Origin of the sequence: Basilea psittacipulmonis DSM 24701, from assembly GCF_000743945.1 — a bacterium.
Taxonomy (GTDB): domain Bacteria; phylum Pseudomonadota; class Gammaproteobacteria; order Burkholderiales; family Burkholderiaceae_B; genus Basilea; species Basilea psittacipulmonis.
This window is the reverse complement of record NZ_CP009238.1, coordinates 711687-735578: the sequence shown is the minus strand read 5'-3', so window position 1 is coordinate 735578 and position 23892 is coordinate 711687. Positions and strand designations below refer to the sequence as shown.

Below are 23892 nucleotides of genomic sequence, written 5' to 3'. Positions count from 1 at the left end.
CATTCCCGGTATTGATGACCGGGTTTTTTCATACCTGGTCATGTAACCTGATAAGAGAGACCAGATATGACAGAAATTGAATTTAACGCACTCGCCGCCCAAGGATACAACCGTATTCCGATTGTCCAAGAAACTTATGCCGATCTTGATACGACTTTAGGCATTTATCTAAAACTAGCCCATAGCGACAAAAGACATGGACGCATGAGCTGTTTATTAGAATCTGTAGTCGGCGGTGAACGATTTGGACGTTACTCCTTTATTGGTTTGCCTGCTAAGACTTTTATTCGTTCCACAGGAAATATCACCGAAGTGGTCACGGATGATGAAGTCGTCGAGCGTCACGAAGGCGATCCCCTTGAATTTATCAAACAATACCAAGAACGATTTAAAGTACGTTTATCTCCTGGTTTACCACGTTTTGCGGGAGGTCTGGCAGGATATTTTGGTTATGACACAGTTCGTCATATTGAACCCAGTTTAGGCCCTGCTGTTAAACCTTGGCCAAAAGACATGAAAGGCGTGCCAGACATTTTATTAATGCAAGTAGATGAATTAGTGATTGTCGATAATGTCATTGGACGCACTTATTTGGTTATTTATGTCGATCCTAGCGTAGAAGAAAGCTATACAAAAGCTCAAAAGCGTTTGATCGAACTGAGAATGAATTTGCGAAAACCCGTTGAAATTCCTTACAGTCTAGCCAGTTTAGTCACCGAAGAAATTCGCGATTTCAAAAAAGAAGATTATTTAAATGCTGTCAAAAAGGCCAAAGCACATATTGAAGCAGGCGATCTCATGCAAGTCCAAGTTGGCCAAGTGATCGCTAAACCTTTTAGAGATGCACCTTTATCTCTTTACCGTTCGTTACGTTCATTAAACCCCTCTCCTTACATGTATTTCTGGAATTTTGGAGACTTCCAAGTCGTTGGTTCATCGCCAGAAATTTTAGTACGTCAAGAAGTGGTGTTAAATGAAGAGTTGAAAGAAGAAACAAATGTTGTGATCCGACCTTTAGCAGGCACTCGTCGTCGTGGAGAAACCCCAGCCGAAGATAAAATGCTGGCCCAAGATCTACTCAACGATCCTAAAGAAAGAGCGGAACACGTCATGTTAATTGATTTAGCACGAAATGATATTGGACGTGTTGCTGAAATAGGTTCGGTCACCGTTACCGATCAGATGGTTATCGAAAACTACTCCCATGTTATGCACTTAGTTTCTAATGTCAAAGGCAAATTAAAACAAGGCATGAATGCAATTGATATCTTACGTGCCACGTTCCCTGCAGGTACCTTGACTGGTGCCCCTAAAGTGAAAGCGATGGAGATTATCGATGAGTTAGAACCTGTCAGACGAGGTATTTATGGTGGTGCTGCAGGCTATATTAGCTACAATGGCACGATGGACTTAGCCATTGCAATTCGTACTGCCATTATCAAAGATGGCATGCTTTACGTACAAGCTTCTGCAGGCATTGTGGCGGATTCTGATCCTGAAAAAGAATGGCAGGAAACTGAACATAAAGCACGTGCTGTACTTAGAGCTGCTGAACAAGTTCAATACGGACTTGACCAACCTATCTAAGCAAGATTTTTTAGAAAGAGGTTTACGATGTTACTCATGTTAGATAACTATGACTCCTTTACTTACAACCTAGTTCAGTATTTTGGAGAGTTAGGTGAACAGGTGGTCGTTCGCCGAAATGACGAAACTACCATAGCGGAAATTGAAGCATTAAACCCTGATCGCATCTGCATCTCACCCGGCCCCTGCGATCCCGATCAAGCTGGAATTAGTTTAGCGGTCATTGAACATTTTAAAGGAAAGAAACCCATATTAGGCGTGTGTTTGGGTCACCAAGCGATTGGACAAGCTTTTGGTGGAAAGGTCGTCCGAGCAAAAGAAATTATGCACGGCAAGACTTCTTTAATCACCCATACGGGCACAGATGTATTTAAAGATATCCCCTCGCCATTTACCGTGATTCGTTACCATTCATTAGCCGTCGATAAAGACAGTTTGCCTGATTGTCTGAGCATCACAGCTCATACCGACGATGGCGAAATTATGGGATTGGCACATAAAACACTCCCTATTTTTGGTGTCCAATTTCACCCAGAATCCATTCTTTCTGAACATGGACACGCATTATTAAAGAACTTTTTACTGATCAAATAGGATGTTCAATGAATTACCATGAAGCACTAACCCGTTGTATCGAGCATCGTGAAATCTTTCATGACGAAATGCTCAGTTTAATGCGACAAATGATGTCTGGTGTGATGCCAGAATCTGTTATGGCTGCATTACTAATGGGATTAAGAGTCAAAAAAGAAACCATTGGAGAAATCACGGCGGCGGCGACGGTGATGCGAGAATTTTCCACCAAGGTTGATGTACCTCATCCCGAACAGCTATTAGACTTGTGTGGCACAGGTGGAGATGGAATGAAGACATTCAATATATCAACCGCCACGATGTTTGTTGCTGCCGCAGCAGGCGTGAAAATCGCTAAACATGGTAATCGAAGTGCATCAAGTTCTAGTGGAAGTGCTGATGTATTAGAAGCATTGGGAGTCAAACTTGATTTAACTCCTGAAGAAATCAAAGAAAGTATCGAACGAACGGGTATTGGCTTTATGTTTGCCCCTCGCCATCACAGTGCGATGAAATATGTTGCGCCAGTACGAAAATTACTTGGCGTTAAAACTATTTTTAATATTTTGGGCCCTTTGACCAACCCTGCTCGTGCGGCCAACCAACTCATGGGGGTTTTTCATCCAGACTTGGTGGGAATTCAGGTCAGAGTACTCAAACAACTCGGATCTCAACACGTCTTGGTGATTCACGGTGAAGATGGTTTAGACGAAGCGACTTTATGCGGTCATACCTTAGTAGGCGAACTAAAAGACGGTGAGATTGCTGAATATCGCATTCATCCTCATGATTTCGGACTAAACACAGTTGATTCATTACAAGCATTAGTCGTGGAAAACGCTCAAGAATCGGCTCAAATGATTAGAGATGTTTTGGATAACCAAGCAGGTGTCGCCAGAGATATTGTGATATATAACGCAGGTTTGGCTATCTATGCAGGAAATCAGGCCAATAGCATTCAAGAAGGTATTGTTAAAGCCACTGAAATGATTGAAACGGGTCAAGCTAAACAGTATTTTCAACACTTTTGTCAATTCCACGCCGCATAAAGCCATGAATACTTATTTAGATAAAATACTGGATACCAAAAAAGAAGAAATTCTTGAACTCAAAAAAAGATTTTCTGTAAAAGACCTTGAATCCTTATGTTTGACACCCACCAGAGGTTTTGAACGAGCCATGCTGTCTCGTTTAGCAGAGAAAAAACCTGCTGTCATCGCTGAAGTTAAAAAGGCCTCTCCCTCAAAAGGACTGATTCGAGAAGATTTTAAACCCGCAGAAATTGCTCAGGCGTATGAAGACGGCGGTGCTACCTGTTTATCTGTACTTACCGATGAACGCTATTTTCAAGGACATGAATCGTACATTCGTCTTGTCAAAGAGCATTGTCATCTGCCTGTTTTACGAAAAGATTTCATGATAGATCCTTTGCAAATCGCCCACGCTCGTGCATTGGGGGCAGATGCTATTTTGCTAATTGTGGCGGCGTTGTCACCAACACAATTACAAGAGTTGGCTTCTTACGCTCATGAACTTCATTTAGATGTGCTGGTGGAAATTCATGATGAGAAAGAATTAGAAACTGCGTTGACTTTAAACACTCGTTTACTAGGTATCAATAATCGCAATTTAAAAACGTTTGAAACTACTTTAGAAACCACGCTTTCTTTATTACCTTTAATTCCAGATGATAAAATGGTGATTACCGAAAGTGCCATCAAACATCACGATGACGTTATCATGATGATGAATCATCACGTTTATGGCTTTTTAGTCGGCGAAAGTTTAATGCGACAAAACGATGTTGCTTTGGCCTTAAAAAAACTAATTGGACACTAATATGAACCCATCCTGCCTACTATGCCAGCCCGATAAATCTCAAGACATTATCTGGGAGAATCATAAACTTCGCGTCGTCTTTGGACAAGATCCTCATTTTCCGAATTACACGAAAGTCATCTGGAAAGAACATGCCAAAGAAATGAGTGATTTAAGTGCGATTGACCAAATTTACTTATTTAAGGTCATGGTCGTTATAGAAGAAGTCCAAAAACATTTACTAAAAGCTGATAAGGTAAATTTGGCTCAGTTTGGCAATAAAGTACCGCATCTTCATTGGCATATTATTCCTCGTTACTCAAACGATCCTAAATTTCCAGAGGCTTATTTTCATCCTCACTTATTGCGACCCGTTGATGAACGGTATCTTTTAGAACAAGAAAATTTACACCTTCTTTATCGTGATGCATTGACTGAACTGATGGAAGACCTCAGCAAACATTACGGTGCTCTTTTGGAATCTGGCCTTATCACTATCGGCACCGATGAAGATGATCTAGACGATGAAGAACATGATGACGAAGAGGATGTTGAATTTCTAACAAAACTGCCCAATAATCGAAAATATTCATAACCCTTATGAGTTTCCAGCTTCACACCCAACTTCCAGAGCCCAGTGAAGAAGAGTTTTTATTCAGTCAGCAATGTGCGGCTACCATTCTTCAAAAAGGCCATATACTAGGGTTTGATGAGTTTATGAATCTAGCCCTGTACACCCCCCATTACGGTTACTATACAGGCCCAATACAAAAATTCTCCTGCGATCAAAAGCATATGGGGGATTTTATTACAGCCCCAGAACTTTCCCCTTGGTTTGCTCGAACATTGGCCCAACAAATTAGCCAAGTACTCACTCATCTTTCCACACCACAGATACTGGAATTTGGGGCAGGCACAGGAAAACTGGCTCATGATTTGATTGAAACTTTATTACCTGATTTTCCAGATTTAAGCTACCAAATTTTAGAGTTATCTCCTGATCTGAAAAAACGACAACATGAGACCAACCAAGCTTTTTTATCGCATATCACATGGTTAGATCAGTTACCCCAAGACTTTGAAGGCGTGATCATTGCCAATGAAGTGCTAGACGCTATGCCCGTCAAACGTTTTTTAAAACAAAACGACCATTACTATGAACTAAAGGTGATTCCTCAATCTTCATCATCCCCCATAAGCTTTAAATTTACTGAGACACCCGCCTCATCCGAGTTGATCGACGATATTAAAAAATGTTTTGTGCATTGGCCATCATTTGCTCAAGATTTTGATATTGAACTACCTGAACACTATACATCTGAACTTCATTATCAAGCTCAAGCATGGACTCAGTCTTTAGCAAACCGCCTGAATAAAGGGCTAATTCTGTTAATTGATTATGGCTATGATCAAGCCACTTATTACCACCCTCTTCGTCATGAGGGTACACTTATGGCTCATTTTCATCATCTTGCTCATGCTGATGTATTACGCAATCCAGGTATTCAGGACATTACCGCACATGTCAATTTTACAGCCATCGCTGATACCGCTTATCAGGCTGGATTAGATGTAATGGGCTATACCACCCAAAAACACTTTCTAATCAATGCAGGCTTACTCACCTTACTGGCTAAGCATCTCAATCCCCAAGAAACCACGAGTTATGCCAAGGAAATTGCCCCTGTCCAAAAACTTATTTCAGAAAGTGAAATGGGCGAAGTTTTTAAAGTCTTAGCTTTAGGCAAAAATATCACCATGCTAGAGGATCGCCTCATCGGTTTTACACAGTTTGACAAACGTGCTTATTTATAAGTTGGTTTATTGAGCTAGACGGTGGGTTTGGCGAAAAAAGAGAGTTGTCTGTAAGTGATAAAAAGCTTGTTGGAGAGTATCAACATTGAGCAAAGCCGATACCTTGTGTATCAGCTTTGTTCAACGATTATTAATGACATTGAAATGTCATAAAGTAAGCATCGTCCGCATAACCACTTTTAGTGGGGGAATGCTGAGCAATGTTAGTGACTTTTTGATTACCGCAGTAAGTTTGGGCTTTTTCAAGACATGATGACCAGTTAGGTGCCGTATGGGCAGATGTCGAACAACGCAAACCCAAGTTACTACCGTTGTTCACATCAAAAGGACCACCCGCACAACCTGTCAATATCACGGCCCCAGCAATCAAAAATATTCTTTTAACCATTATTCATTCTCTTGAAGTTTTGCTTCAAGTGCTTCGACACGTTCCTGTAGATCTTTAACAAGCTCTACTTGCGTATTGAACTCATCTCTGGTAACCAAATCTAATTTTGACAATGCTTGGCTAACGATTGATTTCACATTGTTTTGAATATCTTCAATGGGGGTATTAGAAATCAAATCTTGAACATTTTTTTGAATCATATCAAATGGACTAGACATATTATTCAATCCTTATTATTAAAATTAAAAGAAACATTATTATACATCGTCTATTTTTTGTCTGTTCCAGTTTTTGAATTTCGATTATTTAATATCATTTTAATTATTATTAATCAAATAGTTATAACAAACCCTCTCATTTTCAACGATCAATTAAATAATCCCACCCTAACGATTTAATATGAACCTAAGCACTGCTTTTATCGCTGTCTCATATTGCATCATCACGTTATTCCTACATGTCACAGCCGTTTTAATCGTTTTTCTGAGGCCAAAATATTAAACTTTTTCTAGCAATAAAATTTGAAAAACATGACATCTCAATAGTAGAATAAAGACACAATTATTTGAAATTCAAAAAGTTCTGATATTCAAATAAATTGATCTCGCCAAAGCATGATGCGATATAAATTCCCTAAAATTAAGTTTTACTTAATCAAGAATTTATAAAAAAGAGGTTAATTCTTTGACAAATCATGCTAGATTGTTTAACACATGTATGGGTATTTGTAAAATGGAAAAACGACTCATTGAAAACGCTCAGTTATGGTCAATTATTTGCCAAGAAGCTAAAAACGCTTGTGCTAATGAGCCAATTCTTACTAGTTTTCTTCATCAAACTGTCCTTAGTCACGATAGTTTTGAACGAATGTTGGCTTTCCATTTATCAAATAAATTAGCTGGCCCCATTATCGACTCGTGTTCGCTTTACGAAATCTGTTTAGATGCACTTAATAAACAGAAAAATATCGTAAAGTCTGCATTGGACGATATTCAAGCCTATTATTTAAGAGATGCTGCTTGTGAAAGCTATTCGCAACCCTTGCTATATCACAAAGGTTATCATGCGACTCAAGCTCACCGTATTAACCACTTTCTTTGGGAACAAGGCCGCAAAACTTTGGCTTTTTTCTTACAAAACAGAATTTCTGAAGTGTTTGCGGTGGATATTCATCCTGCAGCAAGAATTGGCAGTGGCATTATGATTGACCATGCAACAGGTGTCGTCATCGGTGAAACGGTTATCATGGGCGATAATATTTCCATTCTTCATGGCGTGACGCTAGGAGGCTCAGGAAAAGAACGTGGTGATCGCCATCCTAAAATTGAAGATGGCGTACTCATTGGTGCGAACGCCTCTATTTTGGGCAATATTCGTGTCGGTCGTTGTGCCAAAATTGGTGCCGGTAGCGTAGTGGTCAATGATGTGGCCGCTCATACGACTGTTGTCGGGGTTCCTGCTAAAACCATCATACGAAAACTAGCCGACATTCCCGCTAGTGATATGGACCAAAGTATTTAATTAACCTATCAGGAGTAAACACATGGCGATTGCAAAAAGTATTGTTGAATTAATCGGTAACACCCCATTGGTAGCACTACAAAGACTGACAGAGGGACTTCCAGGGCGTGTTGTGGTCAAACTAGAATCCTTTAACCCAGGTAGTAGCGTCAAAGATCGTATTGCAGCGGCCATGATTGAAACCGCAGAAAAAGAAGGAAAACTTAAACCTGGTATGACCGTTGTCGAGCCTACTAGTGGCAATACGGGTATTGGTTTAGCAATGGTTTGTGCCGCCAAAGGTTATAGCTTAATTATCACAATGCCTGAATCAATGAGTAAAGAACGTCGTGCGATTCTTCGTGCCTATGGTGCCGAGTTAAAACTAACTCCTGCGGCAGAGGGAATGGGCGGTGCGATTAATCTTGCCAAATCGATTACCGAATCCGATTCTAACAAATACTTCATGCCACAACAATTTGAAAACCCTGCTAACCCAGCGATTCATCGTGCGACCACCGCAGAAGAAATCTGGCGTGATACCGATGGCAAAGTCGATATTTTTGTGGCAGGTGTCGGAACGGGTGGTACCGTAACAGGTGTGGGTGAAGTACTTAAAGAACGTAACCCCAATATCAAAGTATATGCCGTCGAACCCGAAGCCTCTGCTGTGTTAAGCGGTGGACCTAAAGGGCCTCACCCTATCCAAGGCATTGGAGCAGGTTTTGTTCCAGCTGTGTTAAATACGCATATTTATGATGGCATTATCAAAGTCCCTTCTGAAGCTGCTTTGGAAACCGCTCGCGAAAGTGCCAAAAAAGAAGGCTTATTAGTGGGAATTTCTTCAGGTGCAGCGATTTGGGCCGCGATTGAACTTGCCAAAAAACCTGAAAATGCGGGTAAATTGATTGTTACCGTATTACCCTCTAATGGCGAACGTTACCTTTCAACTGTGTTATTTGAGGGTTTATCTAACTAATCTTAACTCTCTCTAATTTTTACCCTACCCCATAATATTTTTTGTTATGGGGATTTTTTATCAAAGCCAGATCTTTTCTTAATTTATTTTTTTACGATACATCTTGTAATACTATCAGTGCTCCGTAAAGGAGCACTGATATACTGTTTAAAATTACTTCGACTCACTCTTTTGCCACAACCAAAGACCATATCGACCAAGGAAAAGTGCGAATGCCAAAATATAAAAGACCGCAGAGGCACCCCAGATCATATGATACTGAACATCTGTTTGTGCAAAACGCAAACAAACTCGAATCAACATCGCCACAAAAATCAAACGGAATGCCCAAGGCATGGGAGGTACGGCTCTCATCATACGACCCGTGTGACCCAAACTAGTACGAGCCATCATACCTAGAATAATGGCACTAATCCCACCTACCGTCATCATATGCATGGCACTATCCATAAACTTGCTATCAATAGCCATAAAGAAGTACAAAAATGGTGCACCTAATGCCACAAAAAAGACGGCCAAATGCAGAATCCACAACATGGGTTCTGTCCACATCGTTTTCACATAAGTGCCTTTCAACATAAAGAACAAACAGTAAGCCACATACAGCGACAAAACAAATGCCACCCAAACTGCCGCATCAATATGTTTAAACACCATTAAAACCGCTATAAAAATGGGAACCAACATCCCCCACTTTTGCATACTAGGCGGGATAACCATTTGATTCGTACCCAAGCGTCTAGCCGTAAAAAATGGCAATACACGCATAGCGATCAAACAGACAACAGACAACACCACCGAAATCCCGACATACATAAAGTTCATCGCCCATAACGTATGTCTTGTTAAAACCGTTAAATCAAACCCGCACAAACTCAATAGCAAACAGAAAAGAATGCCGATAGGAATGTAATTACGTTTATTTTTAGATTGGATAATGGGTTTTGCAAAAAGATAGGTCGCATAGCCATAAAACAGCACATTCGCCATAAAAGCAAGCCACAAGCCTTGCTCACCACCATAGACCGCAATGCGAGCCACAAACCAGAAAAATAACAGCACAATTAACTCTGCATTCTTGGCAGTCACCAACCCCGTCCAAGTTCTAACCGCCGTCAGCAAGAACCCCACAATAATCGTTCCCACGAAACCATAAATCATTTCATGAGCATGCCATAATTGGAAAGGTAGCTGTGGCGTACCCTTATACCCTGCCGTCCATTCTATCAAACTGATTAAACAGAAAAGTGTACCGAAAAAGTACAACGGTCTAAAAGCATAACTCAGCACAGGAAAACGGTCCAATCCTGTGGGTTCTGGTGCTTTTTTGAAAGAAGGAGGATCTATGTTTACGATCATAATCTTTATTCCCGAGTAAATAACTAGGGTATTTTAACCCAAGTAAGCGGTTATCGGAGAAGAACGCAACGATTCATATCGAAGAATATCGTTTTTACAAACTTTTCTTAAAGAAAACCAAAGCGAAGTGATACAGAAAAAAACAAAATGCCAAAATAAAACAAGTGGCCGACATATGCCACCACATATGTCCCCAGAAATAATCTAGGGTCAATGGATACATCGCTCTTAATAAAGCAGCCAGAAAGACTAAACGAAAAGCCCAAGGCATTAGTTTAGGGGCTTGCAAAGAACGTCCTGTGTGACCGAGTGTGGAACGTGTCATCATGCCTAACGTCATGGCTGCAATCCCACCCAAGGTTATCAAATGAACACCCATATCATATACTTTGAACGGTAAATCAAACTGCCATAATCGCCCTAACACTAAAACGGGCGTGCCTATCATCGCAAAAATCAATGCCCCATATAAGACCCATAACATCGGTTCTGTCCAGATTTTAGAGGTATATTGTTTGAATAAAATATAGCTTAAATTGAATGAAAAGATGATGGAGAGTACGGCGGTTAGCGGTAGTACAACAGGATATTTTGAAAACACCATGCCCAGTGCCAACAACAAAGGCAAACAGATACCCAATATATTTGAAAGTTTAGGAATGAGCACTTGTCTAAGATTAAAGCGACGAGCAATAAAAAAAGGTAACACCCTCATGCTAATGACTGAAATCATGCCCACCACCAAACATAAGGTCGCCAGCATATAATCTTGAGCGATGAGACTGCGTCGGTTCAGCAAGCAAAAGACATAAGCAAAATGGCTGCCTGCATACAAAGCAAACACAACAATAGGCAAAAGATGGGCCCAGATGCGACTTTTTATCACCGCATGAAGCAGACAAAGAATCACCAGAACATAAAACAGCAAACTAAGGCCCAAACTGCACTTTAAGCCTAGTGTAGGAATATAAAGAGCGATTCTTGCCATCAACCATACCAAGACCAGCCCCAATAGACGACCCTTTCTAGCGGTTACATAGCCTGTCCAATTTGACATAGCCGTTAATAAAAAGCCTGTCATAATAGCGGGTACAAAGCCGTATAGCATTTCATGAGCATGCCAATAAAAATCTAACATCCCCCTCACCCCAAGAAAACCACTGGTCCACATGGTTATCATAAGAATGGCAAAACAAACCCCTAGAAAATAAAAGGGTCTCAAGCCTACCGAAAGAAAGGCAGGCGATGAGGGTTTAAATATCATGTCAGCGTTCCTATTACCTTATAGATTGAGGCAGTCCACGTAATAGCCAAGTTTTTCGTCATAGCCCAAGCCGTGAATAAAGGTTTCAAACCCTGGGAAACGTTCATTGAAATCTTTGGAAAACTCTAAATATTCCACAATGGTTTTATTAAAGCGTTCACCAGGGATCAGCAAAGGAATACCTGGCGGATATGGCGTTAATAACACCCCTGTCACACGTCCTTCTAACTGACTGATCGGCACGCGTTCTACCTCACGATGAGCCATACGAGCAAAAGCATCTGATGGTTTCATCACGGGTTCCATATCGCTTAAATAAACTTTAGTGGTGATCTTAGCCACATCATTTTCACGATAAGCCTCATGAATCATTTGGCATAAATCACGCAATCCCATGCGTTCATAGCGAGGATATTGTTTGCAGAATTCTGGCATCACACGCCACAAAGGATGGTTTTTATCGTAATCATCTTTGAATTGTTGTAGGGCAGTCAACATCGTATTCCATCGGCCTTTTGTAATACCAATGGTAAACATGATAAAGAAAGAGTACAGACCCGTTTTTTCAACCACAACACCATGTTCTGCTAAGAATTTACTCACTAAGGTAGCTGGAATTCCTGTTTCATCAAAACTACCATCTAGGTTTAATCCTGGTGTAATGACTGTCGCCTTAATCGGATCAAGCATGTTGAAATCTTCTGCCAAAGGACCAAAGCCGTGCCATTGCTCATCATCCAGAATCCAATCGCTTTGTTCTCCAATTCCCTCTTTCGGCAAACGATTCGGTCCCCATACTTTGAACCACCAATCATCTTTTCCATACTCAGAGGCCACTTTACGCATTGCCTTACGGAAATCAATAGACTCACGAATACTCTCTTCCACTAAAGCTGTACCACCTGGCGGCTCCATCATCGCAGCTGCTACATCACATGAAGCAATAATGGCATATTGAGGCGATGTCGAGGTATGCATTAAATACGCCTCATTAAATAAGTTACGATCCAATTCACGATTTTTCGCGTTTTGAACGATAATTTGCGATGCTTGTGAAATACCCGCTAGCATTTTGTGAGTGGAGTGTGTCGCATAAATCATAGAGTGTTCACTACGTGGACGGTCTTCACCAATAGCATGCATATTGTTATAGAATTCATGGAATGCTGCATGAGGAATCCATGCCTCGTCAAAGTGCAAATTCTCGACGCGATCGCCTAATTTTTCTTTAATCTTTTCGACGTTATACATCACACCATCATAAGTACTTTGTGTTAACGTCATAATCTTAATCTTAGGATCTTTAATCTCGCGAGCAAAAGGATTGGCTTCTATTTTCTTACGAATATTTTCAGGCTCAAACTCTTCCAAAGGAATCGGTCCAATAATCCCTAAATGGTTTCGTGTAGGACGCAAAAATACTGGAATGGCACCTGTCATGGTAATGGCATGAAGAATCGATTTATGGCAATTACGATCCACCAATACAATATCATTGGCGGCGACATTGGCATGCCAAACGATTTTATTAGATGTTGAGGTACCATTCGTGACGAAGTAGCAATGGTCTGCATGAAAAATACGTGCTGCATTTTTTTCTGACTCTGCGACAGGACCTGTATGATCCAATAACTGCCCTAACTCTTCTACCGCATTACACACATCCGCACGCAACATATTTTCACCAAAAAACTGGTGAAACATTTGCCCGACTGGACTTTTCAAAAATGCCACGCCCCCAGAGTGACCTGGACAATGCCAGGAATAAGAACCATCTTGAGCATACTTTACCAACTCTCTGAAAAATGGCGGTGGTAGGCTATCTAAATAAGATTTAGCTTCGCGAATAATATGACGAGCCACAAATTCTGGCGTATCTTCAAACATATGAATAAAGCCATGTAACTCACGCAAAATATCATTAGGAATATGTTCTGACGTTCTCGTTTCGCCATATAAATAAATGGGAATATCTTCGTTTCTAAAACGTAACTCACCAATAAACGCACGTAAATTACGAATAGCTGTGGCGACATCTTCTGGAGAGTCTGTGTCAAATTCCTCATCATCAATCGATAAAATAAAGGCACTTGCACGACTTTGTTGCTGAACAAATGAGGTAAGATCACCATAGCTGGTAACCGGCAACACTTTCATACCCTCTGCCTCAATCGCATCAGCTAAAGCACGAATCCCAAATCCAGAAGCACTATCTGAACGAAAATCTTCATCAATAATGACAATGGGGAAATTAAATTTCATCATTTTTCCTAATCATAAAGTTTCATCTAGGTACGAGGCAATGTAACACCTGTTTGACCCTGATATTTGCCACCACGATCGCGGTAAGATACTTCACATTCTTCATCACTTTCTAAAAACAACATCTGGGCACATCCTTCTCCTGCATAAATCTTGGCAGGTAATGGCGTTGTATTAGAAAATTCAAGTGTCACATGACCCTCCCATTCGGGTTCCAAAGGAGTCACATTCACAATAATGCCACATCGAGCATAGGTACTTTTACCTAAACATATAGTCAACACGCCTCTTGGAATTCTAAAATATTCAACGGTTCTGGCCAAGGCAAATGAATTAGGCGGAATAATACATACATCCCCTTTAAAATCAACAAAACTGCCAGAGTCAAAGTTTTTGGGATCGACAATGCTTGAATTTATATTGGTAAAAATTTTAAACTCATCCGCACATCTCACATCATAGCCATAACTACTTGTCCCATAACTGACGATTTTCCCCATCGCATTATGTCTTACCTGACCAGGTTCAAATGGCTCAATCATGCCTTTTTCTGACATTCGTCGTATCCATCTATCATTTTTTATTGACATAATAATTCCTATTCCAAATTAGCGTTAATTAAATTGGCGTTTATACGTAAACCCAAACCCATTAATCGTACCAAACTGAACATCAAAAGTTAAATACTTCAATAGATTATAACTTCCTAACACAACTGTTCCAGTCGTATCTAATGCCTGTTCAATGCCTATTTTAAAACGATTACTTAAATTTTTTGTTGCACTAATATATCGATTTGCTTCAGACTCACCCGAGGCATTATAAGCCCCAGAAGCAACGGTTTGTACAGGCAGAATACTGGATGTTTGACCCACCCCTCCTGAACCTAAATTTAAGTCATCTAAGCCTAGTTTACGATAAAAAGGTTCAGACGTGCCATCACCTGTGAAAAATGACGTACCAACACTTAATAACATCGCCAAATCACTACCATTGCTATCAGGGCCTCTACCCATGATTAACCATGACAGTTTTTCAACTTCACTGACTTCGGGCACAGAAACTAAACTAATTTTTGGTTTTGATGCCGTTCCTGTAATAGAGACCCCCGCTTTGACCTCTGTTTCCGTGCGTAACGCCACAATATCTAACAATGGATTTTTAATATCGCCTTGGAACGTAATTCGTCCTCTATCAATGCTAAGATTTTGGCCATAAATATTAAAAGAACCCTCTTTAGTGGCAAAAATACCTACTCCTTTTAATAAATTATCTTGCATGGTTAGATCCAAATTGCCGATAACCGCAGTATTTAAGCCCAATCCCGTCACAAAAAATCTATCACCCATATTCAATGAAAAATTCATATCAATATTTGTGGCGGTTGATTTTTTGATGGTTTCGCTACCATCCGTGACCACAATATCCCCATCAATCGTGGGGACCTCTCCCAATAAATCGATACTGGCCCAGCCTGCATCCACCAAAGCATTTCCATTAATTTTGATATTAGGCATCGCTACTTGAATATCACTTTTACTACTTACCATCACAAAACGATCAGAACGTTGTACCAAAGGATAATGATTCAATTCTGTTTGAACATTTCCTCTTTGCTCCAAAATATTCCAATTTCCCGTCACTGACAAATAGCCTTTTTGAGCCTCTGGGGTATTTTGAACCCATTGTTTTGTTCGCCATTCATTTGGCATCACCCTAATTTTTCCTGGAAAATATAATCGCTCGATATTCAGTAAATTATTATGTAAGAATGCCTTAAACTCGCCATCGACCAAACGAACACCATTTTCAATTTGAATCACTTTCAAATCCTTACCTTGAAGATACCCATTGGTCAACCAACTGCCACTGGCGGTACTCGCTCCTGCCAAACTAAACGTCGCTTGCCCTCCTAGTTCTAACAGATTATTGGTAAAAGGAGTCAACCAAGCAATATTGGGAATATGTCCTTGAATCGCCCCTGTCACGCCTGGAAAAATCTGCGGTTCATAACCTTTTAAAGGAACTTTTGCGACCGCATTAAAATTTCCCATATTGTTCATCAATAATTCAAAACTAGCAGTCAGATCACTCGTTTTTGCACTCGTTTTGGTACTATTCAAATGCAAATCTAAGCCTTTTAAGTTTTCTTTGCCTCCAAAAGCCAAGAAATCACCTGATAAACGTTTAAGGTGCATATCTCCTGCCAAAGCACCGTCAAAAGCCAGATTCCAGTCCAAGCTCACTAATAAATTTATCAAACTACGTTTCTTACCATCATTAATTTTTAAACTACCCGAACGATTTTCCAAGCGTTTAGGATCAAATTCTTGAATGATTTTTCTCAACAACTCATCATTAAGACGAACTTCTGGCACCTCACCTTGAGTCTGCCATGCCGTCTCTTGACCTGAGGCATTTAACCTTGCAAATGACACGTTTTGAGTAGGTGTTAACTTAATATTCAAGCCATCTAAATTAACATTCCAACGAATCGGTTCAAATGCCAATGACAGCATTCCTTTTTCTTGGCTCATACCAAAACTTGAAAAATTAGAAGATAACTTTTCAATCAGTACGTGAAACTCATTATTATCCGTTATTTGATTATGGCTATTTAAATCAAACTGAACATTTTTGTTCATTAAATCAGTTCGTGCATGAATATCAAGACGATGATCCATCATGTCACCATCGGCTTGCATCGTCAAATACGCATAACCCTTTCCATTAGGCCATAACTGCGACAAATTCGGGACACTCACATCAACCGTTAAATCTCGACCTTTCTCATTTTCTTCATCTGCATTGACCTGTAAATGTGCATCACCTATTTTCAAATCCAGATGACTGCCTAATAAAGATAATTGCTTGAGTTGAGAAATAGGTTCAGATTGATAATCGCCATCAAACATCAAACCAAAAGCCGCCTCGCCTTGAGCCGCTTGTTTATTCCATTTTGATCCTTTGTTAATCTGTCCATCTAAAGTTAAATACCTTAAATGCAATACATGATCAAAGCCTACTTTCGCTTGCCAATCCATATTTAGCAAGGAACTAGGCAACATCCCCATAGACAAACTTTCTAGTTTTAAATCTTTCGTTTGCAAGGTGACATCGATTGAATGCTCATAAGGCAGTTTAAGTTGCTTACTTTCTTGTTGAGTTCTATCGATGGATATGGCATTCAGTTTTAAAAACGAGTTATCAGCAAGAAGAAGGTTTGCTTTTGCAAAATGTAGCGGTTGTATTTTTTCAAGATCCAATTCAGCCTGAGCGTCAAAAGAAGATTTTTCACCGCTTGCCTGAGCATTAATGTTATAAAGCGTATCGCCCAATACCGACAGGCTAAAACGATCAAAATCCATTGCTAGATTACCGTATTGAAAGGGCCAAGATCCTTTGCCATCAATACGATTCAGATTCACCTTAGCATTTAATTTTTTATCAAAAACCACATCCCAATTTCCATCCAGCACAATATGCGGAGCTTTCAAGGATTGGTTAGATGGATTTAACAGCTGAATACTTTCATGAATATAAGCGATGATTTCAGGAGAAATAGGCAACTTCTGGATATAACCTTTAACATTCCATTTATCCCCATCCATACCAAAACTATTTAAGAAAATCGGTACTTGATAAGAAGCAATTTGAACATTTAACTGCGTTTTGTTGCCCACGAAATGAACCTTACCTTGTGGTGATACACTAAATTCTATGGGTAACGCATCTACTTGTTTTAATGCAATGTTTTTAAAATTAAAATCTAGTTCACTTAATGTTCCTCGATAATACTGTCTTCCTGAATTATCTTGTTTCCAATTACCATTAGCCTGAAGTGACATCAACGCGGTGGCTTTATTAGGACGCTTAAAGGCAGAACGAATCAATGTGTTATGTTTGGCGATATTGCCATCAAATTCAGCGGTCATTTGAAAAGACAATGGATCATCACTGAACAGCTTTTCAAGATGCGGGAAGTTCGCCGTCATGACCAACTTACTGTTCGCATTCATCATATCACCAGTCAAGGTTAAATGGCCATTTCCCATGTTTAACAGGACAAGGCTTTGATGAATTTTAAATTGGCTTAAACTGCTTAACCCCTCTGCTTTCACATGCATCTGTCCAGATAGCGGCTCGCCTTTGATTTGACTGTCATTTAAAATTTTAGCGTTTAAATCGACGGCATTCAGTAAGCCTTTATAAAGTGGATTAACTTGAGCAGAAAAGTCAGCAGCTACGCCTAAAGCCAGATTATCTTGTTTCAAATACAATGAGGGTAGTTGACCTTTGATTTGTTTTTTACTCCACTCAAACTGTTCTAACGCTACGTTTCCCACTTGAATTAACTGTTTCTGTTCAGACTTTATCTCTAATGAGTCCAGTGATAATTTATCGACAAACACATTAACAGGTAATGTCGGCAACCAGCCAGCTTGCTTTGTTGAGGGTTCAGAAGCCGATGCGGTCTGTGCGGGCGTTAACACCATATGTGTATGGCCTAATTCAAGATCATTGACATGAACGGTTCCTAACCACAACGGCCAAAAAGAAACGGCAAGGTAAATGCGGTCATTACTCAGTGCTAAGCTGTCTTGTTTTAAATTCAGTTTCTCAATCGTCAAACCTGAAAACAAGGTACCGTCTATCTTTTGAGCAGAACCACCTGCCTGTTTTAAAGCAAAGTTCAACGCATATCGTGTTCCAATACTGGTGTGCACCACAATGAACAGTGCGATGATAAGCAATAATATGATGCCAAGCAGTGATAGGGAAATTCTTTTAAACCATTTCATTAAAATGCCATCCCAAGGGAAAAATGTATGCGTAATTTTCTATCTTTTTGTCCCCACGCAAATTGTAGTTCAAATGGCCCAGCTGGTGTTTTGGCGACCGCTCCGATACCGTAACCTAATACAGGTTCAACGTCTTTAATATATCTAGCCGTATTCCCCATATCAATGAATGTTGACATACCCAACATATCATTAAAGTAATGAATATACTCTACTCCTGCCGCCATCATTGCTTTAGCACCTACGGTGACACCATCGCCGATTTCTTGACCAAACTGTTCATATCGATAACCACGCAATGTTCTGGCACCTCCCAAGCGATATCCAAAGTCATAGGGAATGGTTACCTGATCATCAGCAAATACCTGCCCTGCCTGAGCCCTAATGGTCACAATATCTTTGGGACTTAAAGAAAACCAATATTGGTAACGCAAATCCATTCGCGTAAATGGACGATGTGAATGCGATCCCCCCGCGATACCCGCTCCCAATCCTATCGCGACCAAATTACCTCGAGTGGGATTATAAATATCATCTACGTCTCGACGCATCCCTGTCCAAGTCGCCACGACCGTCGGTAAAGAGTATTTATCATCGTTGTCACGGGTTACCCAATCATAATTAAGACGAGCCCCCCACTCTGAATTAAATAAAACACGTGAACGCTCATCTAGTTTAAATTCATGGGTACGCTTCCAGCCTAATGCAAAGCGTTTTACATCTTCACCATCATTATCATAATGATTAAACAAGGTACCAAAACTATCCACCGTGCCATCTAAATTAGGCGGTTTATAGACATCCAGAAAAACTTTTTGTTGAGTTTTATCTACGCCAATGCCTGAATTTAAGGTCAACGGTGAATGAAACAAAATGTATTGTTTATACAATAATTCTGCCTTTGGCCCCACATCATCGGTCCATCCGACATTAGCGGTTATTTGCTTAGACGGACCTTCGGTAACCTTAACTTTTAAAGGAACGGTTACTTCTTGTTCATTCAATGACACTTGTGCATCTGGAAAAATAAAAACACCTCTAAAGTACTCTGTGGACATCAGCTGTTGTTGCCACTTTGATAGTGTATTGGCATCATAAGGATCGCCCTCACTATATCTGACATAGCGATGAATCAATCTTTCTGGTACACGATTTAAGCCCTCTATTTGTAGTGTTCCAAGTTTCACTGCAGGGCCTGAATCATATGAAGTATTCAATATCACTCGTTGATTGCTGGTATTAACGATAGCCTGTGTATCAATCATTCGAGCATAATAAAAATCTTGTTGTGATAACTGAGTTAAGGTATCTGATTTTGCTTTGGACCAATTGTCATTCACAAAGACATCGCCTTTATTCAAAGGCCATTGATCTTTTATCTTTTGCAATCTTTCTGAAAACTGAGGCAAAGACACCGCCCCCGAAAAGTGCTGATTCACTTGATAAACCTTAGCTGGCGGCCCTGAATTAACGGATACCTCCCATGTTTCTCCAAATGCATCCGTACCAACGATCAAATCCACTCTGGCATTATAGTAACCATGGATTCGTAATGCCGATACAACTGCGTCACGTGCCTTAAAACGAACACGCATGGCTTCTTTTGTATCTTCATCATCTAACGTTCTGATCACGGCATCCAGTGCTTTACTCACTGTTTGCAATACCTCAGGTGTCATCCCTTGAGGATAAATCACAATTTCTGGTTTTACCAAACCACTAGCCTGTGCCACACAAGCTAGTGAGGTGATCGAACATAATAATATCTTTTTCACTGAGTAACTTTCATCATAAATTTAGGAAAGTGTCGTTGCGTATCCTCTTCCAAATTTGATACCGCAATCGCCAAATTTCTTGCTATTTTAGCGTAATCTTGGGCTGCTTGACTTTGGGGATCAGCGATCACGATGGGTTTGCCTGCATCAGCCTGTTCACGAATCGATAGTTCTAGCGGCAATCCACCCAAGTAATCAACCGATAACTCTTGGGCCATTCTTTGCCCCCCTTCTTGACCAAATAAATGTTCGGTATGCCCACAATTAGGACAGCAATAAACAGACATGTTTTCAATCACGCCTAGGACAGGAACCTCCACTTTTTGGAACATTCTTAATCCTTTCTTAGCGTCCAATAAAGCAATATCTTGTGGTGTCGTCACAATAACCGCCCCCACAACAGGAACCTTTTGCACTAATGTTAAAGCAATATCCCCCGTTCCAGGTGGCATATCGATTAACAAATAGTCTAATTCTGGCCAATTTGTTTGATTCAATAACTGGTCCAAAGCTCCTGATACCATCGGACCTCGCCATGCAACAGGAGCACTATCATCAATTAAAAAGCCAATTGAATTTACCGATACCCCATAATTTGACAAAGGTTCCATACTCTTATTATCTTTGCTTTCTGGCTTTTGTCCTGCTATACCAAGCAATAATGGCTGGCTAGGCCCATAAATATCTGCATCTAAAATACCGACCGATGCTCCATCTGCAGCCAAGGCCAAGGCAAGGTTGACAGTGGTCGTACTTTTGCCGACCCCACCTTTACCAGAAGAAATAGGAATAATGTTTTTAACTTGTGCCAAAGGCGTTAAATTCTGTTTGACGACATGTTTTTTTACTGTTTCGTCCACCAACACATTAACTTTAGACGGCTTGATGCTTAACTTTGTTTCAAGAATGTTTAGAATTTGTTGTTCTAATAACGTTTTTGATGCACCTAATCGATACCCCAAGGCGAGTTTAATCTCAATCTTACCTAACCAAGATGTCGAGATATCTTGAATTTTGAGTTTTTGACCTAATTTATGACCAGTAAGTGGATCACAAAGTGCTTCAAGTGCCTGTAAAATAGATACCTCTGATATACTCATTCTTAACCTCAATCGTTTTTGGATGAAAGCTATATCATAACTTGTTCAGTGCAAAATATGTGATTCAACATTATTTTTAGCATGGTTATACCCCTAAGCAGGAATAGTTTTAATATGGATATTGTGAATAGAATTTTATACCTTATTATTTCTTTAGCATTTGGCATCGCATTATTTTTTATTGGTGCTGTCGTGATCGGCATTCTTGCCATCTTTGTTCTTATCATGTTGATTCGTTCTTGGTTATTTAAAAAAGATTTTGACCTAAAAGGCTTTGTAAAAAAAACACAGTCACAAACTCAGGATTCTATCGTGCGTTTTCGCAATAGCAGATTTAACAAAACATGGAAAAAAGAAGAAGCAAAAGACGTTACGGACATTGAGTTTAAAGAAAAAGACTGAGGTATTTTTATCTACTGAACGACATTTCTTGGGTAACAACGGAATGTTAAAGCTTTTTTATCTCATTTTTAACAGAGTGCTTTTGATTGATTTTCCTTGCGTTCTAAATAAAACATTCTGTTAAAATGGACAGTTTATGTAATAGTTTAGTTTCGCAATAAGCGATTGACATTTTAAAAGAAGATAATGATGACACAACGTACGATTTTTGTAACAACTGCACTACCCTATGCTAACGCAGCTTTTCATATTGGTCATATTATGGAATATACCCAAGCTGATATTTGGGTAAGAGCCATGCGTATGGCAGGACACAAAGTTTATTTCATCGGTGCAGATGATACTCATGGTGCCCCTATTATGTTGATGGCAGAAAAACGTGGCATCACCCCTGAACAGTTAATCCAAGAAGTGGCTAATGACCGTCCCAAATATTTAGAGGGATTTCATATTTCACATGATATTTGGTACTCCACGCATAGCCCCGAAAATACAGAGTTATCAGGCGAGATCTATCTTGCCCTACAAAAAGCTGGATTTATCAGCACGAAAACGATTGAACAGTTTTATGATCCCGTAAAAGGCATGTTCTTACCCGATCGCTATATCAAAGGCGAGTGTCCAAAATGTCATGCTCACGACCAATACGGCGATTCATGCGAGGTTTGTGGTGCCGTTTATGCACCAACTGATTTGATTAATCCTTACTCTACCTTAACCAATGCCACACCAGTTTTGAAATCATCAGAACACTTTTTCTTTAAGCTTTCTGATCCAAGAGCCGCCACATTCCTAAATGAGTGGGTAAGTGGCAAAAACAAACAAGGTCAGCCACGCTTACAAAACGAAGTACTGGCCAAAATGAAAGAATGGTTAGGCGATTCAGAAGAAAATCGTCAATTGCAAGATTGGGATATTTCTCGCGATGCACCTTACTTTGGCATTGAAATTCCGAATGCACCAGGTAAATATTTTTATGTATGGCTAGATGCCCCTGTCGGTTACTTGGCCGCTTTAAAAGCTTATTGCAAAAAACATGATATCGATATGGATCAGTTACTGGATCCAAACGGCGATACCGAACAGGTTCATTTTATCGGTAAAGATATTACTTACTTCCATTCTTTGTTCTGGCCTGCCATGTTACATTTTTCTGGACGTAAAGTCCCTGACCAATTAGCCGTACATGGTTTTGTGACTGTATCTGGCGAAAAAATGTCCAAGAGCCGCGGTACAGGTATTTCTCCATTGAAATATCTTGAAATCGGCATGAATCCTGAATGGTTACGTTATTACTTGGCGGCTAAACTAAATGCCAAAGTTGAAGATATTGACTTTACATCTCAAGATTTTATCGCACGTGTAAATAGTGATTTGATTGGTAAGTTTGTGAATATTGCAAGTCGTGCGGCAGGCTTTATTTCTAAACATTTTAACGGCGAATTGGCTTATCACGGACAAGAACACACCCTTGTCAACGCCCTTACACCCGTCCTAGAATCAGTGAAAAATGATCTAGAAACCCGCGAGTTTTCTCGTGCCATCAGAACTATCATGAGTTATGCCGACACGATTAACCAAGCTTTTGATAATGCAAAACCTTGGGTACTTGCCAAAAATCTAGATACTCAAGAGAAAAAAGACGAATTACAACTTATTTGTTCTCAAGCCATTGCAGGATTTAAAGCATTAGCGGTGATGCTCAATCCCATTTTGCCTCATCTAGGTAAACGAATTGCTACCGAACTATTTGGGATGAATCATTCCTTTGTTTGGAATGATGCGGTTATCCTGCCCGAACATATTGCTTCGTTTAAACATTTAATGACGCGTGTTGAACCCGAAATGTTAGAAAAATTATTTGAAGCCCCTGCTCCAGAAGTAGTAAAACCAGGTGGTGAAGAGATTGCACCTACCATCACTATCGATGATTTTGCCAAAGTCGATTTAAGAATCGCCAAAATCGTTGAATGTAAACCTGTGGAAGGTTCTAACAAACTACTCCAATTAAGTTTAGATGTCGGCGAAGGCAGACTACGCAATGTTTTCTCAGGTATTAGCCAGTTCTATAAACCTGAAGATTTAGTCGGCAAGCTCACGGTCATGGTGGCAAATTTAGCTCCCAGAAAAATGCGTTTTGGTATTTCTGAAGGCATGGTACTAGCAGCCAGTCATGCAGACGAAGCCACCCATCCTGGCATTTATATTCTGGAACCTTTTGAAGGGGCCTTACCTGGTATGCGTATTCACTAAAAACATGGAACAGAA

Annotated in this window: 19 protein-coding genes; 10 read left to right on the top strand and 9 right to left on the bottom strand. The window is 40.1% G+C overall.

The genetic code is table 11. The features are described from left to right. Nucleotides 1-66: 66 nt before the first annotated feature. From trpE to IX83_RS03150, 6 genes are read left to right on the top strand one after another with little or no spacing between them, the layout of a single operon-like run. Nucleotides 67-1587, top strand: coding sequence for an anthranilate synthase component I (gene trpE, locus IX83_RS03175; protein WP_038499110.1), 1521 nt, complete (start codon nt 67-69; stop codon nt 1585-1587). Nucleotides 1588-1614: 27 nt separating this feature from the next. Continuing rightward, a complete protein-coding gene (locus IX83_RS03170) occupies nt 1615-2181 on the top strand; it encodes an anthranilate synthase component II (protein WP_038499107.1) in 567 nt (188 codons plus the stop codon). Between the two features lie 8 nt (nt 2182-2189). Continuing rightward, on the top strand, nt 2190-3209 hold the full coding sequence (gene trpD, locus IX83_RS03165) for an anthranilate phosphoribosyltransferase (RefSeq protein WP_038499104.1): 1020 nt from the start codon (nt 2190-2192) through the stop codon (nt 3207-3209). A 4-nt stretch (nt 3210-3213) separates the two neighbouring features. Continuing rightward, the gene (gene trpC / locus IX83_RS03160; protein WP_038499101.1) at nt 3214-3999 is read left to right on the top strand and encodes an indole-3-glycerol phosphate synthase TrpC; all 786 of its coding nucleotides are present in this window, start codon (nt 3214-3216) and stop codon (nt 3997-3999) included. Nucleotide 4000: 1 nt separating this feature from the next. Beyond that, on the top strand, nt 4001-4573 hold the full coding sequence (locus IX83_RS03155; protein ID WP_051919199.1) for an HIT family protein: 573 nt from the start codon (nt 4001-4003) through the stop codon (nt 4571-4573). A gap of 5 nt (nt 4574-4578) precedes the next feature. Then, nucleotides 4579-5793: a class I SAM-dependent methyltransferase gene (locus tag IX83_RS03150; protein WP_038499098.1), complete on the top strand. Its 1215-nt coding sequence runs from the start codon at nt 4579-4581 to the stop codon at nt 5791-5793. A gap of 130 nt (nt 5794-5923) precedes the next feature. Here the strand turns inward: IX83_RS03150 and IX83_RS03145 are convergent, their stop codons facing one another. Beyond that, nucleotides 5924-6181, bottom strand: coding sequence for a hypothetical protein (locus IX83_RS03145; protein ID WP_051919196.1), 258 nt, complete (start codon nt 6179-6181; stop codon nt 5924-5926). Next, on the bottom strand, nt 6181-6399 hold the full coding sequence (locus tag IX83_RS03140; protein ID WP_038499095.1) for an accessory factor UbiK family protein: 219 nt from the start codon (nt 6397-6399) through the stop codon (nt 6181-6183). The genes IX83_RS03145 and IX83_RS03140 overlap by 1 nt, the downstream gene beginning before the upstream one ends. A gap of 514 nt (nt 6400-6913) precedes the next feature. On the opposite strand from IX83_RS03140, the gene cysE reads away from it, so the two are divergent. Both cysE and cysK read left to right on the top strand, forming a co-directional pair. Then, nucleotides 6914-7702, top strand: a complete 789-nt coding sequence (cysE, locus tag IX83_RS03135; RefSeq protein WP_038499093.1) for a serine O-acetyltransferase — start codon at nt 6914-6916, stop codon at nt 7700-7702. Nucleotides 7703-7724: 22 nt separating this feature from the next. Next, nucleotides 7725-8660 carry a cysteine synthase A gene (gene cysK, locus IX83_RS03130; RefSeq protein ID WP_038499090.1) on the top strand — a complete coding sequence of 312 codons (936 nt, stop codon included), beginning with the start codon at nt 7725-7727 and terminating at the stop codon, nt 8658-8660. A gap of 153 nt (nt 8661-8813) precedes the next feature. Here cysK and IX83_RS03125 read toward each other — a convergent pair whose 3' ends face one another. The 7 genes from IX83_RS03125 to apbC form a co-directional block, all read right to left on the bottom strand. Next, a complete protein-coding gene (locus IX83_RS03125; protein ID WP_038499087.1) occupies nt 8814-10019 on the bottom strand; it encodes an NnrS family protein in 1206 nt (401 codons plus the stop codon). Between the two features lie 94 nt (nt 10020-10113). Next, nucleotides 10114-11283, bottom strand: a complete 1170-nt coding sequence (locus IX83_RS03120) for an NnrS family protein (protein ID WP_077315835.1) — start codon at nt 11281-11283, stop codon at nt 10114-10116. A gap of 18 nt (nt 11284-11301) precedes the next feature. Continuing rightward, nucleotides 11302-13545, bottom strand: coding sequence for an arginine/lysine/ornithine decarboxylase (locus IX83_RS03115; protein ID WP_038499081.1), 2244 nt, complete (start codon nt 13543-13545; stop codon nt 11302-11304). A 26-nt stretch (nt 13546-13571) separates the two neighbouring features. Continuing rightward, nucleotides 13572-14135, bottom strand: coding sequence for a dCTP deaminase (gene dcd / locus IX83_RS03110; RefSeq protein WP_038499078.1), 564 nt, complete (start codon nt 14133-14135; stop codon nt 13572-13574). Between the two features lie 24 nt (nt 14136-14159). Next, a complete protein-coding gene (locus IX83_RS03105; RefSeq protein ID WP_038499075.1) occupies nt 14160-18347 on the bottom strand; it encodes a translocation/assembly module TamB domain-containing protein in 4188 nt (1395 codons plus the stop codon). After that, on the bottom strand, nt 18347-20122 hold the full coding sequence (locus IX83_RS03100; RefSeq protein WP_051919189.1) for an autotransporter assembly complex protein TamA: 1776 nt from the start codon (nt 20120-20122) through the stop codon (nt 18347-18349). Before IX83_RS03100 ends, IX83_RS03105 begins: the two co-directional genes overlap by 1 nt. Next, nucleotides 20119-21222: an iron-sulfur cluster carrier protein ApbC gene (gene apbC / locus IX83_RS03095; protein ID WP_038499072.1), complete on the bottom strand. Its 1104-nt coding sequence runs from the start codon at nt 21220-21222 to the stop codon at nt 20119-20121. Before apbC ends, IX83_RS03100 begins: the two co-directional genes overlap by 4 nt. Nucleotides 21223-21345: 123 nt before the next feature. Between apbC and IX83_RS03090 the strand changes: the two genes are divergently transcribed. Beyond that, nucleotides 21346-21624: a hypothetical protein gene (locus tag IX83_RS03090; protein WP_143244817.1), complete on the top strand. Its 279-nt coding sequence runs from the start codon at nt 21346-21348 to the stop codon at nt 21622-21624. Between the two features lie 189 nt (nt 21625-21813). Next, nucleotides 21814-23877 (top strand): methionine--tRNA ligase, encoded by a 2064-nt coding sequence (metG, locus tag IX83_RS03085; protein ID WP_038499066.1) that lies wholly within the window; start codon nt 21814-21816, stop codon nt 23875-23877. The last annotated feature ends 15 nt before the right edge of the window (nt 23878-23892 follow it).